Source organism: Gemmatimonadaceae bacterium, assembly GCA_035533755.1.
In the GTDB taxonomy this organism is placed as follows: Bacteria; Gemmatimonadota; Gemmatimonadetes; order Gemmatimonadales; family Gemmatimonadaceae; genus JAGWRI01.
This window is the reverse complement of the sequence record DATLTC010000090.1, coordinates 1-12,715: the sequence shown is the minus strand read 5'-3', so window position 1 is coordinate 12,715 and position 12,715 is coordinate 1. Positions and strand designations below refer to the sequence as shown.

At 67.3% G+C, this 12,715-nt stretch carries 11 protein-coding genes and 5 tRNA genes; 9 read left to right on the top strand and 7 right to left on the bottom strand.

Going from position 1 to position 12,715, the window contains the following annotated elements:
• Together VNE60_12840 and VNE60_12835 are read left to right on the top strand one after the other, a co-directional pair.
• On the top strand, nucleotides 1-1,398 hold a 1,398-nt coding region (locus VNE60_12840), incomplete at its 5' end, for a hypothetical protein (protein ID HVB32404.1).
• Between the two features lie 10 nt (nucleotides 1,399-1,408).
• Nucleotides 1,409-2,599 (top strand): aldose epimerase family protein, encoded by a 1,191-nt coding sequence (locus VNE60_12835; GenBank protein ID HVB32403.1) that lies wholly within the window; start codon nucleotides 1,409-1,411, stop codon nucleotides 2,597-2,599.
• A gap of 212 nt (nucleotides 2,600-2,811) precedes the next feature.
• Here the strand turns inward: VNE60_12835 and VNE60_12830 are convergent, their stop codons facing one another.
• From VNE60_12830 to VNE60_12805, 6 genes are all read right to left on the bottom strand, one after another.
• Nucleotides 2,812-4,011 carry a glycoside hydrolase family 27 protein gene (locus VNE60_12830; protein ID HVB32402.1) on the bottom strand — a complete coding sequence of 400 codons (1,200 nt, stop codon included), beginning with the start codon at nucleotides 4,009-4,011 and terminating at the stop codon, nucleotides 2,812-2,814.
• A 272-nt stretch (nucleotides 4,012-4,283) separates the two neighbouring features.
• Nucleotides 4,284-4,357 (bottom strand) — tRNA-Pro (locus VNE60_12825).
• 78 nt (nucleotides 4,358-4,435) lie between these two features.
• Nucleotides 4,436-4,509 (bottom strand) — tRNA-Arg (locus VNE60_12820).
• 193 nt (nucleotides 4,510-4,702) lie between these two features.
• Nucleotides 4,703-4,776, bottom strand: a tRNA-Val gene (locus VNE60_12815).
• A gap of 61 nt (nucleotides 4,777-4,837) precedes the next feature.
• Nucleotides 4,838-4,910, bottom strand: a tRNA-Gly gene (locus tag VNE60_12810).
• A 65-nt stretch (nucleotides 4,911-4,975) separates the two neighbouring features.
• A tRNA-Ala gene (locus VNE60_12805) sits at nucleotides 4,976-5,048 on the bottom strand.
• 246 nt (nucleotides 5,049-5,294) lie between these two features.
• Here VNE60_12805 and VNE60_12800 point away from each other — a divergent pair.
• From VNE60_12800 to VNE60_12785, 4 genes are all read left to right on the top strand, one after another.
• A complete protein-coding gene (locus VNE60_12800) occupies nucleotides 5,295-6,182 on the top strand; it encodes an RNA polymerase sigma factor RpoD/SigA (GenBank protein ID HVB32401.1) in 888 nt (295 codons plus the stop codon).
• A 163-nt stretch (nucleotides 6,183-6,345) separates the two neighbouring features.
• The gene (locus VNE60_12795) at nucleotides 6,346-7,116 is read left to right on the top strand and encodes an ABC transporter ATP-binding protein (protein HVB32400.1); all 771 of its coding nucleotides are present in this window, start codon (nucleotides 6,346-6,348) and stop codon (nucleotides 7,114-7,116) included.
• Nucleotides 7,113-7,559: an NUDIX hydrolase gene (locus VNE60_12790; GenBank protein HVB32399.1), complete on the top strand. Its 447-nt coding sequence runs from the start codon at nucleotides 7,113-7,115 to the stop codon at nucleotides 7,557-7,559. Before VNE60_12795 ends, VNE60_12790 begins: the two co-directional genes overlap by 4 nt.
• A 3-nt stretch (nucleotides 7,560-7,562) precedes the next feature.
• Complete coding sequence (locus VNE60_12785) at nucleotides 7,563-8,369, top strand: helix-turn-helix domain-containing protein (protein ID HVB32398.1); 807 nt, start codon at nucleotides 7,563-7,565, stop codon at nucleotides 8,367-8,369.
• Here the strand turns inward: VNE60_12785 and VNE60_12780 are convergent.
• On the bottom strand, nucleotides 8,338-8,745 hold the full coding sequence (locus VNE60_12780) for a four helix bundle protein (protein HVB32397.1): 408 nt from the start codon (nucleotides 8,743-8,745) through the stop codon (nucleotides 8,338-8,340). The two genes, VNE60_12785 and VNE60_12780, sit on opposite strands and share 32 nt — an antisense overlap.
• 185 nt (nucleotides 8,746-8,930) lie before the next feature.
• On the opposite strand from VNE60_12780, the gene atpA reads away from it, so the two are divergent.
• The 3 genes from atpA to atpD all read left to right on the top strand — a co-directional run.
• Nucleotides 8,931-10,532 (top strand): F0F1 ATP synthase subunit alpha, encoded by a 1,602-nt coding sequence (gene atpA / locus VNE60_12775; protein ID HVB32396.1) that lies wholly within the window; start codon nucleotides 8,931-8,933, stop codon nucleotides 10,530-10,532.
• A 3-nt stretch (nucleotides 10,533-10,535) separates the two neighbouring features.
• Complete coding sequence (atpG, locus tag VNE60_12770) at nucleotides 10,536-11,399, top strand: ATP synthase F1 subunit gamma (GenBank protein HVB32395.1); 864 nt, start codon at nucleotides 10,536-10,538, stop codon at nucleotides 11,397-11,399.
• A 2-nt stretch (nucleotides 11,400-11,401) separates the two neighbouring features.
• A partial coding sequence (gene atpD, locus VNE60_12765) for a F0F1 ATP synthase subunit beta (protein HVB32394.1) occupies nucleotides 11,402-12,715 on the top strand: 1,314 nt, incomplete at its 3' end.

The following is a 12,715-nucleotide window of genomic DNA, read 5'->3' as shown; positions in this document are numbered from 1 at the left end:
GACGGCGACGCGGTGACGGTGGACGTGACGGCGGAGATGGGGCAGCCCATCAAGACCGTGACGACGATCGTGCGCGGCGTTCCGCGCGGCCACATCTCCACCGGCTACGCGTTCTTCGATCCGCGCGACGACGAGCTGCTGTTCGGCTATCCGTTCAGCGGCGGCGACCTGTTCGGGCCCGGCGGCGCCGGCGGGCTCAGCACGCCACTGGCGCTCGTGAAGCAGAGCGACACCGAATACTTCTATCTGCAGTCGCTCGACCACCAGGTGCGCACCAAGCGGTTCTACTTTCAGCCCGGCGAGTCGGGGTACCGCGTGGAGGCGATCTTCGAGGAAGACGGCTGGCGCAATGAGACCAGGCTCGTCGTGCCCACCTGGCGGTTCGGCCGCGCCGCCGACCCGGCCGCCGTGATCCACGCGCACTACGAGCACCTGGCGCGTGCGTATAACCTCCAGCCGTTCGATACGCGCCCCGACGTGCCCGCGTGGCTGCGCGACACGGCGCTCGTGCTCACGCTCAACGGCCAGCACTACTCGGGCTACATCTTCAACGACTACGCGAAGATGTTGGAGATCCTGCGGTGGACGGCCACGCAGATTCCCGCCAGCCGCGTGCTTACCTTCATCTCGGCGTGGGACGGCCGCTACTACTGGGACTACCCGCTGTATCGCGCTTCCGATCGCATGGGCGGCGAGGCGGGCTTCCGCCGGCTGATCCACGAGGCGCAGGGGCTGGGCTTCCATATGATGCCCATGTTCGGGGCCAACGCCGCCAACAAGAAGTTGCCGATGTACGCCGGCATCGCCGACGGACTCACCGCCAAGATCGACGGCGACGAACTCGATCTCAACTGGGTGGACTGGGACAACGATCGCCACCAGGAAGGCTGGCTGGCGTACATGAACCTGGGCGTGGATTCGTGGCGCGAGTGGCTCACCGGCCGCATCGCCGACTGCGTGGACCGCTACGGCGTGGACGCCTATTTTCTGGACATCGCCGGCGGCTGGGTGAACAACCCCAAGGCCGACATGCACGGCGGCATGCGCCGCATGGTGGGCGATCTGCGGCGGCGCTACCCCAAGGTGCTCGCCTGTGGCGAGATGCACTACGACGGGCTGCTGGAGTTCATCCCGCTCTATCAGTCGGGGGGCGGCGGGCTGTTCAAGGACGACGTGCAGCGCTACGCGCGATTCTTCCAGCACCTGAGCCACCCGGCGCCGGGCCGCGGATCGAGCGGCGTGCACGAGTCGGGGTTCGGCCGCTTCGATCCGCGGACGCTCTCGCTGGCGCCCGACGCGATTCCCACGCTCAACATCGTGGACGACACCTTCACCAAGCACCGCGACGTCATGGCGGCCGTCATCGCGGCGGCCAAAGAACGCGCCGGCATCCATTAGGAGATTCCGCATGTCGATCTCTCGTTCGTTCCGCGCGTCCAGGGGCATGTCCGCCAATCGGGCGGCGCTCGCGGCCGTCGCGCTCCTCATCCTCCAGGCGGGTTGCATGTCCAAGACCTCACCAGGCGCTGCCGCGGCCGCGACCGTCACCCGGGCGCCGTTCGGCGTGCTCGCCAACGGCGACTCGGTGCACGTGTTCACGCTCACCAACGCCCACGGCATCGAGGTGCGGGCGCTGGACTACGGCGGCATCATCCAGTCCATCCGCACGCCGGACCGCAGCGGCAAGGTGGCCGACATCGTGCTCGGGTTCGACAGCCTGTCACAGTACGTGAAGCTCTCCCCCTACTTCGGGGCGATCGTCGGCCGCTTTGCCAATCGCATTGCCAGGGGCACGTTCACCCTCGACGGCAAGACGTATCACCTGGCCATCAACAACGGCCCCAACGCGCTCCACGGCGGGCTCGTGGGGTTCGACAAGGTGATCTGGAACGCCGAGCCGTTCACCAACGACACCAGCGTCGGCGTGGTGTGGACCCATACCAGCCCCGACGGCGACCAGGGTTATCCCGGAACGCTCAAGGTGCGCGTCACCTACGCGCTCACCAGCAGCGACGCGCTGGTCATCGACTACGAGGCCACGACCGACAAGCCGACCATCCTCAACCTCACCAACCACAGCTACTTCAACCTCGCGGGCGCGGGCCACGGCGACATCCTCGGCCACCTCGTGATGATCAACGCCGATTCGATCACGCCCATCGACTCGACCATGATACCCACCGGCGCGGTGGAGGCGGTGGCGGGCACGCCGCTGGACTTCCGGGCGCCCACGGGCATCGGCCAGCGCATCAACGCCGCCAACCAGCAACTCAAGTTCGCGGGCGGGTACGACCACAACTTCGTGCTCAACCGCGCGGATACCACCAGTCTGGTCCACGCGGCGCGGGTGGTCGAGCCGACCACCGGCCGCACGCTGGATGCGTACACCACGCAGCCCGGGCTGCAGTTCTATACCGGCAACTTCCTCGACGGCTCATTCTCCGGCATCGGGGGCGTGTACGGGCACCGGGCGGGCTTCACGCTCGAGACGCAGCATTACCCCGATTCGCCCAACCATCCCAATTTCCCGTCGGTCGTGCTGCGGCCGGGACAGACGTTCCACTCCGAGACGGTGTTCCGGTTCGGCTCCGAGCAGTGACGCTCCGGGTCTCGCCTTCTTGGAAGCGGATGCTCCGGCTAAAGCCTTGATCAGATGCTCCGGATGGGACGGATGCTCCAGATCAAACACCTTCAAGAGTTTGTATCCGGAGCATCCGTTCGATCCGTTGAATCCGATCCCCCTTTTTTCTGGGTGGCCGGCAGCCGAGACGCTCTCGCCAGGCCGCGCGAGTGGTGCGTTAGCCGATCGGATCAGCTTCCCGCCACCGGCGTCACCCGCAGCATCACCACGCCATGCGAGGGCACGGTGGCCGTGTAGTGCCGCTCGGCCACGCCCATGTCCTTGTGGGCCCAGAGGTCGCGCACCGCGGCGTCCTTGGTCTTGATGCCCACGCGGCCCCAGTCCGCCGTGATCGCGCTGGGCACCGACGCCCGGTTGAACAGCAGCACGGCCTTGGAGCCATCCTTGAGCGGCTTGACCCACACCTGCAGCTCGGGCGGATAGTTCTGCACCACCATCCCCTGCGCGCCGAGCGAGTCCTGATCCACCGCGATCACTTCGTTGTTGAGCAGGATGCTGCGCGTGGTCCGCGCCTCGCGCGACGTGGTGTCCTCCAGCGCGCGGATGTCGTTGCCGGCGATCAGCGGCGCCGCCATCATCGCCCACAGGCTGAAGTGCGCCCGGTACTCGGTGGGCGTCATCCCGCCGTTGCCCACCTCCAGCATGTCGGGGTCGTTCCAGTGGCCGGGGCCCGCCGAGTGCCAGTACTGCATGGAGAGATCGACATTCGACACCATGCTCGCGTAGCTGTCCCAGATGTCCTCGGTCGTGCGCCACAGGTTGCCGGTCGTGTCGGCCCAGTTCCAGGGCTGGTTGCTCCCCCATTCGCAGATGCTGAACACGATCGGGCGTCCCGAGTGCTCCAGCGCGTCGCGGATCTTGGCGTACTGGGCGGGGGCGTCGATCCCCTGGGCGTTGCACCAATCCACCTTCACGTAGTCCACGCCCCACGACGCGTACGTCTTCGCGTCCTGGTCCTCGTGGCCGTAGCTCCCGGGACGTCCCTGGCAGGTGCGGCGGCCGGCGTCGGTGTAGATGCCGAACTTGAGGCCCTTGGAGTGCACGTAGTCGGCCAATGCCTTGATGCCGTGCGGGAAGCGCGCGGAGTCGGCCACGATCGTGCCGTCGGCGTCGCGCGCCACCTGCCAGCAGTCGTCGATCGTCACGTACTGGTAGCCCGCGTCGCGCATGCCGGTGGAGACGATCGCGTCGGCCATGCCCCGAATGAGCTTGTCGCTCACGTTGCAGCCGAACCTGTTCCAGCTGTTCCATCCCATGGGCGGCGTGAGCGCGAGACCGTTGGGCACCGGACGGATGGGGATGGCGGCGCCCTTGGGCGCCGGCGACGCGGAGAGTGTCAGACCTGCCAGCAGAGCGACGATCGCGTTCATGGTGTGGTCCTCTAACTTATGGTATGCGGACGATGGCGTCCGTGGATTCGGGTTCGAGTGCGCGAAGTGCCCTCAGGATATGGCTCATACACAGAATTCCTGACAGTCCCCCTGGGCGTCCGGAACGCGGACTCCGCCATCCTGATGAGCGACCGGGCGGCGGCTGGTGCGCGCCGCACTGGCCCTAACCGGGCGGATGACAAACGAAACGACCGATCAGGCGTTCCTGATCGGTCGTTTCGCATCGGCCGGATGCCGAATGATGCGGTCAGTCGGGGCGACTGGATTCGAACCAGCGACCTCCTGCTCCCGAAGCAGGCGCTCTACCGGGCTAAGCTACGCCCCGATGTGTGGCTAGAGACTTCTCGTAACCCCGCGCGGCGATCACCTGCGTGCCCGCCGATCCACTCGAAAACATCGTGCATGCGCCCAGAGGGACTCGAACCCCCAACCTTCTGATCCGTAGTCAGATGCTCTATCCAATTGAGCTATGGGCGCGACGCCGCCACTCGAACCGCAAAGGCCCACGCACAAAAGGCCTAGTCGTCAAAATTACCCGCCGCGCCGAGGGTAATCAACCATTCCCTGCCTGCCGCATGCCGCGCGCCCCTCGTCCCGGCCCCGCGCCGGATCGTCGTCGCGCCGTCTCATGGCCACAAAAAACCCGTAGCCCTCTCGGCGCCACGGGTGATGGGCGGTACAAGACTCGAACTTGTGACCTCCACGATGTCAACGTGGCGCTCTAACCAACTGAGCTAACCGCCCGCGCCGCGATCGGGAACTTCCGCCCCCGTTCAGCGGTTCATTCAGTGTGTCGATGTTCGAAAGCGGGAAACGGGACTCGAACCCGCGACCCCAACCTTGGCAAGGTTGTGCTCTACCAACTGAGCTATTCCCGCAAACACCGGGCGCCCTGTCTTCGTACGTTCTGGCCCGGCCGTCAGCCCCGATGCTTTGGGGCCGATGGAGGCGAGGGGAATCGAACCCCTGACCTCTTGAATGCCATTCAAGCGCTCTCCCAACTGAGCTACGCCCCCGGGGACTTCCCACCTCGGCGGCGGGTCGTCAGGAACCGCGAAGTATATCCAGGCGTATAAGGAGTGTCAACGAAGGGGACTGGCTATTCCCTGTTAATTCGGTATTTTTTGTCGCCCTCCATTGTCTCACGATTTATAGATGGGGGTCGTGTGCCCCACCGGGCACGCGTTTGCGCAGTCCAGCTCCGCGACGCTCGCGCCGCAGCTCATAGATCATTCAACACGCAGTCCGTTCGAGGCATATCAATGACCGAAGTAAAGCGCCGCCGTCGGCGTACCGCGCCGGCGGGCATCGCGCCTAACGAGCCCGAGCGCGACATTCTGGACCAGTACCTCTACGAGGTCAGCACCTACCCCCTGCTCAAGGGCATGGAGGAGATCGAGCTGGCCCGGAAAATCCGCGCCGGCGACCAGGATGCGCTCCAGGAACTCGTCAAGCGCAACCTGCGCTTCGTGATCTCCGTGGCCAAGAAGTACCAGAACCGCGGCCTCCCCCTCATCGACCTCATCGGGGAAGGCAACGTCGGACTGCTCACCGCCGCGCGGAAGTTCGATCCCGATCAGGGCGTCAAGTTCATCTCCTACGCCGTGTGGTGGATCCGCCAGGCCATCCTCTCGGCCCTCGCCCGCCAGGGGCGCACGGTCCGCGTGCCGCTCAACCGCACCGCCGACCTCTCGCGCATCATCAAGGCCTCGGAGATCCTCCGCCAGAAGCTCAATCGAGAGCCCAGCCCCGAAGAACTCTCGCACCTCACCGGCCTCTCGGTGGACGTCGTCCAGTCGCTTGCCGCGCTCAACACCAGCGACGTGCGCCTCGACGCCCCCATGGACCCCGAAGGCGATCGCTCGCTCATCGAACGCTTCGTGGCCGACGAGATGCCCGACACCGAAGAGGAAGCCATGAACCGCTTCCTCACCGACGAGATCGAGCAGGCGCTCTCCACGCTTCCCCCGCGCGACGCCAAGGTGCTGCGCCTCTACTTCGGGCTCGAAGGCGGCCGCGAACACACGCTCGAGGAGATCGGCTCCATGCTCGGCGTCACCCGCGAGCGCGTTCGCCAGCTCCGCGACCGCGCGCTCAAGCGGCTCCGCGAGGGCGACGTGGGCAGGGCGCTGGGCAGCTTCGCCGCTTGAGATAGTAGGACGGTAGGGGAGTAGGACGGTAGGACGGCAAAACGACACGCAAAGTCCTCGGCATGGGCCGGCGAAAGCCGGCCCATTCCTTTTTCCCCCCGGGCGGCCAGTTTGCGGGAACCCGGCCCTTCGATCACATTTCTTATCCCGTCCACCGCCGCCCATGATCCGTCTGATCGACGTCCACAAATCCTTTGGCCAGAAAGTCGTCCTCGACGGCTTCACCCTGGACGTCCCCGAAGGCGAGACGGTCGTCATCATCGGCTACTCGGGCAGCGGAAAGTCCGTGGCCATCAAGCACATCGTCGGCCTCCTCGAGCCCGACGCCGGCCAGGTGTGGGTGGATGGCATGGAAGTCGCCAAGCTCTCCCGCCGCGAACTCTACAAGCTCCGCGCTCGCGTGGGCTACGTCTTCCAGTTCGCCGCCCTGTTCGACTCGTTCACCGTGGCCGACAACGTCGCCATGGGCCTGCGCAAGCAGGGCGAACTCACCGACCGCGAGATCGCCGAACGCGTCCACGAAGCCCTCGATCTGGTGGACCTGGCCGACGTGCCCGAAAAGTTCCCGGCCGAGCTCTCGGGCGGGATGCGCAAACGCGTCGGCATCGCCCGCGCCATCGCCACCCGCCCCAAGTACATCCTGTACGACGAACCCACCACCGGTCTCGATCCGGTCACCAGCGCGGTCATCGACCAGCTCATGGTGCGCCTGCGCGAGCGCCTCGGCGTCACCGGCGTGGTGATCACGCACGACATGCGCAGCGCCTACACCGTTGGCACCCGCATCGCCATGCTGTACGAGGGCAAGGTGCGGCAGTGCGGGACGGTGGACGAGATCCGCCAGACCACCGACCCCATCGTCCGCCAGTTCATCGAAGGGCGCGCTACCCTCAACGGCGCCGACGCCAAACCCGTCGAGGCGGTGGCGCCGTGACTCCCCCCCGCGCCAGGCTCGAGACCTCCGCCGGCGGCGTGGTGTACCGGATCCACGAAGGACGCGCGCTCTTTCTGCTGATTCGCGACAGCTACAAGAACTGGGGCTTTCCCAAGGGGCACATCGAGCGCGGCGAGCTTCCCCAGGCCGCCGCGCTGCGCGAGGTCACCGAGGAGACCGGGCTCGAAGACCTGGAGGTGCGGGGCGAGATCGACACCATCGACTGGTACTTTCGCTTCCGCGGCCGGCTCATCCACAAGGTGTGCCACTTCTTCCTCATGGAGACCGCCGCCACCCGCACCTGCCCGCAGCGCGCCGAGGGCATCACGGCGTGCCAATGGGTGCAGTTCGACGAGGCCGATTCGCGCATCTCGTACGGCAATGCGCGCGACATCCTGCGCCGCGCCAACGAGAATGTGGCGGCACGCGTCGCCGCCGTCTGAGCCATGCTCGAGCACCCCGCGCCGGCGCCGTTGCCCCCCACGATCCTGGTCTATGCCCCGCGGGAGCGCACCCGCGCCATGGCGCGCGAGACCTTTCCGCGCCGCCGCTGGCGGCTGGTGGTGCGGCGCGACGTGGACGACTTCGCGCGCGCCTTCCGCGAGGAGCTCATCGACGCCGCGATCGTGGACCTGGGCGCCGCGCAGGAGGAGAACTGGCGCGCCGCCGGCTTCGCCCGCGAATTCCCCAGCGTCCCGTTCTTCGCCCTCACCACGCTGCGCGCGTCGGACGGACCGACGCTCGCCCAGTGCGCCGCCCTCGAATTCGCCGACGTTCTGGTGGAGGACGTGGATGAGGACGCGATCCGCGAACTCGTGCTGCGCCAATCGTACACGACGCGATTCGCGCGCGCCCTGGCCACGCCTCCGGCATCCCTCGGGCTCGCCACCACGCTCCAGCTGAACGCCTGGCAGTTCGTGGTGCAGCACGCGGGCCGGCCGGTGCGCACCGCCGAGCTGGCCAGCGCGCTGAACGTGACCCGGGAGCACCTGAGCCGCACCTTTTCCGCCGACGGCGCTCCCAACCTCAAGCGGGTGATCGACCTCGTGCGCCTGACCGCGGCCGCCGAGCTCTCCAAGAATCCAGGGTACGACGTGCGCGACGTGGCCCGCGTGCTGGGATTCGCCTCGTCGTCGCACCTGTCGAGCACCGCTCAGCGCATCGCCGGCACCAGGCCGGCGTCGCTGGCGCGCCTGCGCGCCGTGGATCTGATCGAGCGCTTCAACCGGGGACATGCGAGGAGTCGCGGCTAGTCTGCGCGGCGCCGTTGAGCTGGCGGTCGAGATACACCAGGTAGCCGCCCAGGAGCCGGGCCACCAACTGCGCCCGGTTGGAGAGCTGGGCCAGGTGCGCCGCCGACAGGATGTCGGCCTGGCGGGCGATGGCGAGCTGGGTTTCGAGGCGCAGCAGGTCGCGTCGCGCCGCCCGGTAGAGCTGGCGCTGCTCGGGGGCGGTGTAGCGCCCGTACCCCTCGGCCACGTGCTCGGCCAGGGCGAGCGCGGTGAGCATCACCGACTCGGCCACCACCTTGATCTCGCGGCGGTTGCCGTGGCGCACGGCGCGGATCACGTCGGCGGCGAGTCCCACCGCCTCCTGCCACACTTTGAGGTCCCGGAGTCCGCCCGCCATGGAGGGTAAAGTCGAGCGAAACCGGCGGCGGGGCGGCATCCAAATGCCGCCGGGCGAACCGAAGTCGGCGCCGAGTTCCAACCCCCGCGCGGCGCGTCCGCCGATCCTTGCACCACCCCCAGCCTTGTGATAATTTTCACAAGCTAAGCCCTCAATTTTTCAGCGCACTCATTCGACCATCCCGTATGGCTACCGAGACCACGCTCCGCCCCGGCGAGATCAAGGACATTCTGCTCCGCGAGATCGAGGCTGCTGATCTCCGCTCGCTCGATGTCGAGGAAGTCGGCTCCGTTCTCGAAGTGAAGGACGGCATCGCCCGCATCTACGGCCTCCAGAAGGCCATGGCCGGCGAGATGCTCGAGATCACCTCGTCCGAGACCGGCAACAAGATCACCGCCCTCGCGCTGAACCTCGAAGAGGACAACATCGGCGCCGTCATCCTCGGCGATTACCTGCAACTCCGCGAAGGCGACGACGTCCGCCGCACCGCCCGCGTGCTCGACGTGCCGGTGGGGCCGGCGCTCATCGGCCGCGTGGTCGACGCCCTGGGCCGCCCGATCGACGGTCGCGGCGACATCGCCGCGACCACCACCCGCAAGGTGGAGTCGCAGGCGCCCGGCATCATCGTCCGTCAGCCCGTGAAGGAGCCGCTGCAGACCGGCATCAAGGCCATCGACTCGATGATCCCCATCGGCCGCGGCCAGCGCGAGCTCATCATCGGCGACCGCGGCACCGGCAAGACCGCCATCGCCATCGACACGATCATCAATCAGAAGGGCACCGGCGTCATCTGCGTGTACGTGGCCATCGGCCAGAAGGCGTCCACGGTGGCCTCGGTGCTCGAGCGCCTCAAGGAATCGGGCGCCATGGAGTACACGATCATCGTGGCCGCGACGGCCTCCGATCCGGCCCCGATGCAGTACATCGCGCCCTACACGGGCTGCGCGATGGCCGAGTACTTCATGTACAACGAGGGCAAGCCCACGTTGTGCGTGTACGACGATCTCTCCAAGCAGGCCGCGGCCTACCGCCAGCTCTCGCTGGTGCTGCGCCGTCCGCCGGGCCGCGAAGCGTATCCGGGCGACGTGTTCTATCTCCACTCGCGCCTCCTCGAGCGCGCCGCCAAGCTGCGCGAAGACGAGGGCGTGGTGGACGGCAAGACCATCCTCAAGCCCGGTGGGTCGCTCACCGCGTTGCCGATCATCGAGACCCAGGCCGGCGACGTGTCGGCCTACATCCCCACCAACGTCATCTCGATCACCGACGGCCAGATCTTCCTCGAAGCCGACCTCTTCTTTGCCGGCGTGCGCCCCGCCATCAACGTCGGCATCTCGGTGTCGCGCGTGGGCGGCTCGGCGCAGATCAAGGCCATGAAGTCGGTGGCCGGCCGCCTGCGCCTCGACCTCGCGCAGTATCGCGAACTCGAAGCCTTCTCCTCGTTCGCGTCGGATCTCGACGCCGCCACCAAGCGGCAGCTCGAGCGCGGCGCCCGCACGGTGGAAGTGCTCAAGCAGGGGCAGTACATGCCGATGCCGGTGGAGCAGCAGGTGATGATCATCTACGCCGTGGCCAACGGCTTCATCGACGACGTCGAGACCGCGCACATCCGCGAGTGGGAGCGCGGCTTCCACGCGTACATGTCGGCCAGCCACCCGCAGATCGGCGAGAAGATCCGCACGCAGAAGGCGCTGCCCAAGGAGCTCGAAGCCGAGCTGAAGTCGGCCATCGCCGCCTACAAGCAGACGGCCGGCACCGGCGCCGCCACGTTCACCGCGGCGAGCCTCTAGCCCATGGCCAAGGGTCGCGAGCTCAAAGGCCGCATCAAGTCGGTCGAGAACACGCGGAAGATCACCCGCACGTTGGAGATGGTGGCCACCTCCAAGATGAAGCGGGCGCAGGACCGCGTCCACGCGGCGCGCCCGTACGCCCGGGCGCTCACCGACGTGCTCGCCGACCTCTATTCACCCGATCTGGCCGACCGGTTCCCGCTGCTGCGCCAGCCGGCGCACGTGAAGCGGGCCGCCGTGCTGCTCATCACCTCCAATCGCGGCCTCGCCGGCGCCTTCAACGCCAACCTGATCAAGGAAGCCCGCACGCTCATCGGTCGGCTCGAGGCCGAGGGCGTGGCGATCGACATGCACGTCGTGGGGCGCAAGGGCGCCGGCTACTTCCGGTACGTGGGCCGCGCGCTCGCGTCCAGCCGCAGCGACATCGGCGACAAGCCCACCACCACCCACGCCGCGGAACTCGTCGACGGCCTGCGCGCCGCGTTCGGCGCCGGCACCCTCGACGCGCTCTACGTGGTCTACTCCAAGTTCAACTCGGTGATGTCCACGCCGGCGGTGAGCGAGCGGATTCTTCCCGTCGCGCCGCCCGCGGGCCGTGCCGTCCAGCGCGACTACCTGCTCTCCCCGTCGGCCGACGAGATCCTCGACCAGCTCCTGCCGGCGTACGTGCGCAACGTGGTGTATCGCGCGCTGGTGGAGAACGAGGCCGGCTTCCAGAGCGCGCAGCGCACGGCCATGAAGAACGCCACGGACAACGCCACCGACATGCTCAACATCCTCCGCCGTACCTACAACCGCGCCCGCCAGGCGCAGATCACGCAGGAGATCGCCGAGATCGTCGGCGGCGCTGCGGCTCTCCAGGGCTAGCCATGTCTGCCACTACTGCTGCTCCCGCCAACATCGGCAAGGTCGTCCAGGTCATCGGACCGGTGCTCGACGTCGAGTTCGAAGCCGACAAGCTTCCCGAGCTCTACAACGCCCTCCGTGTGCACACCACCTCCGACGGCATCGAGATCAACGTCGTCGTCGAGGTGCAACAGCACATCGGCCGCAATCAGGTGCGCGCCGTCGCCATGTCGTCCACCGACGCCGTCGTGCGCGGCATGGACGTGATCGACACCGGCGGCCCGATCACGGTGCCGGTGGGCGAAGCGGCGCTCGGCCGCATTCTCAACGTGCTCGGCGAGCCGGTGGACAACGGCGCACCGATCCCCGACAGCGTCGAACGCTGGCCCATCCACCGCAAGCGCCCCGACTTCGTGAACCTCGAGCCCAAGACGGAAGTCTTCGAGACGGGCATCAAGGTCATCGACCTCATCTCGCCGTTCGTGAAGGGCGGCAAGATCGGCCTGTTCGGCGGCGCCGGCGTGGGCAAGACGGTCGTGATCATGGAGCTCATCAACAACGTGCAGAAGGGGCACGGCGGCCGCTCGGTGTTCTGCGGCGTGGGCGAGCGCACGCGCGAAGGCAACGATCTCTATCTCGAAATGAAGGAGTCGGGCGTGCTCGGCTCCACGGCCCTCATCTACGGCCAGATGAACGAGCCGCCGGGCGCCCGTCTGCGCGTCGGCCTCTCCGGCCTCACCGTGGCCGAGTACTTCCGCGACCGCGAGCACGCCGACGTGCTCGTGTTCATCGACAACATCTTCAGATTCACCCAGGCCGGCTCGGAGGTCTCCGCGCTGCTCGGCCGCATGCCGAGCGCCGTGGGGTATCAGCCCACGCTGGCCACCGAGATGGGCGATCTGCAGGAGCGCATCACCTCCACGCGCGACGGCTCGATCACCTCGGTGCAGGCCATCTACGTGCCCGCCGACGACATCACCGATCCGGCGCCGGCTACCGCCTTTGCCCACCTCGACGCCACGGTCGTGCTCTCGCGCGCCATCACCGAGCTGGGCATCTATCCGGCCGTGGATCCGCTGGCCTCGGGCTCGCGCATCCTCGATCCGCAGTATCTGGGCGCCCGCCACTACAAGGTGGCCACCGACGTCCAGAAGGTCCTCCAGCGCTACAAGGAGCTGCAGGACATCATCGCCATTCTCGGCATGGACGAGCTCTCGGAAGACGACAAGAAGATCGTCGGCCGCGCCCGCCGCATCCAGCGGTTCATGTCGCAGCCGTTCGCCGTGGCCGAGCAGTTCACCGGCATCCCGGGCAAGTACGTGAAGCTCGAGGAGACG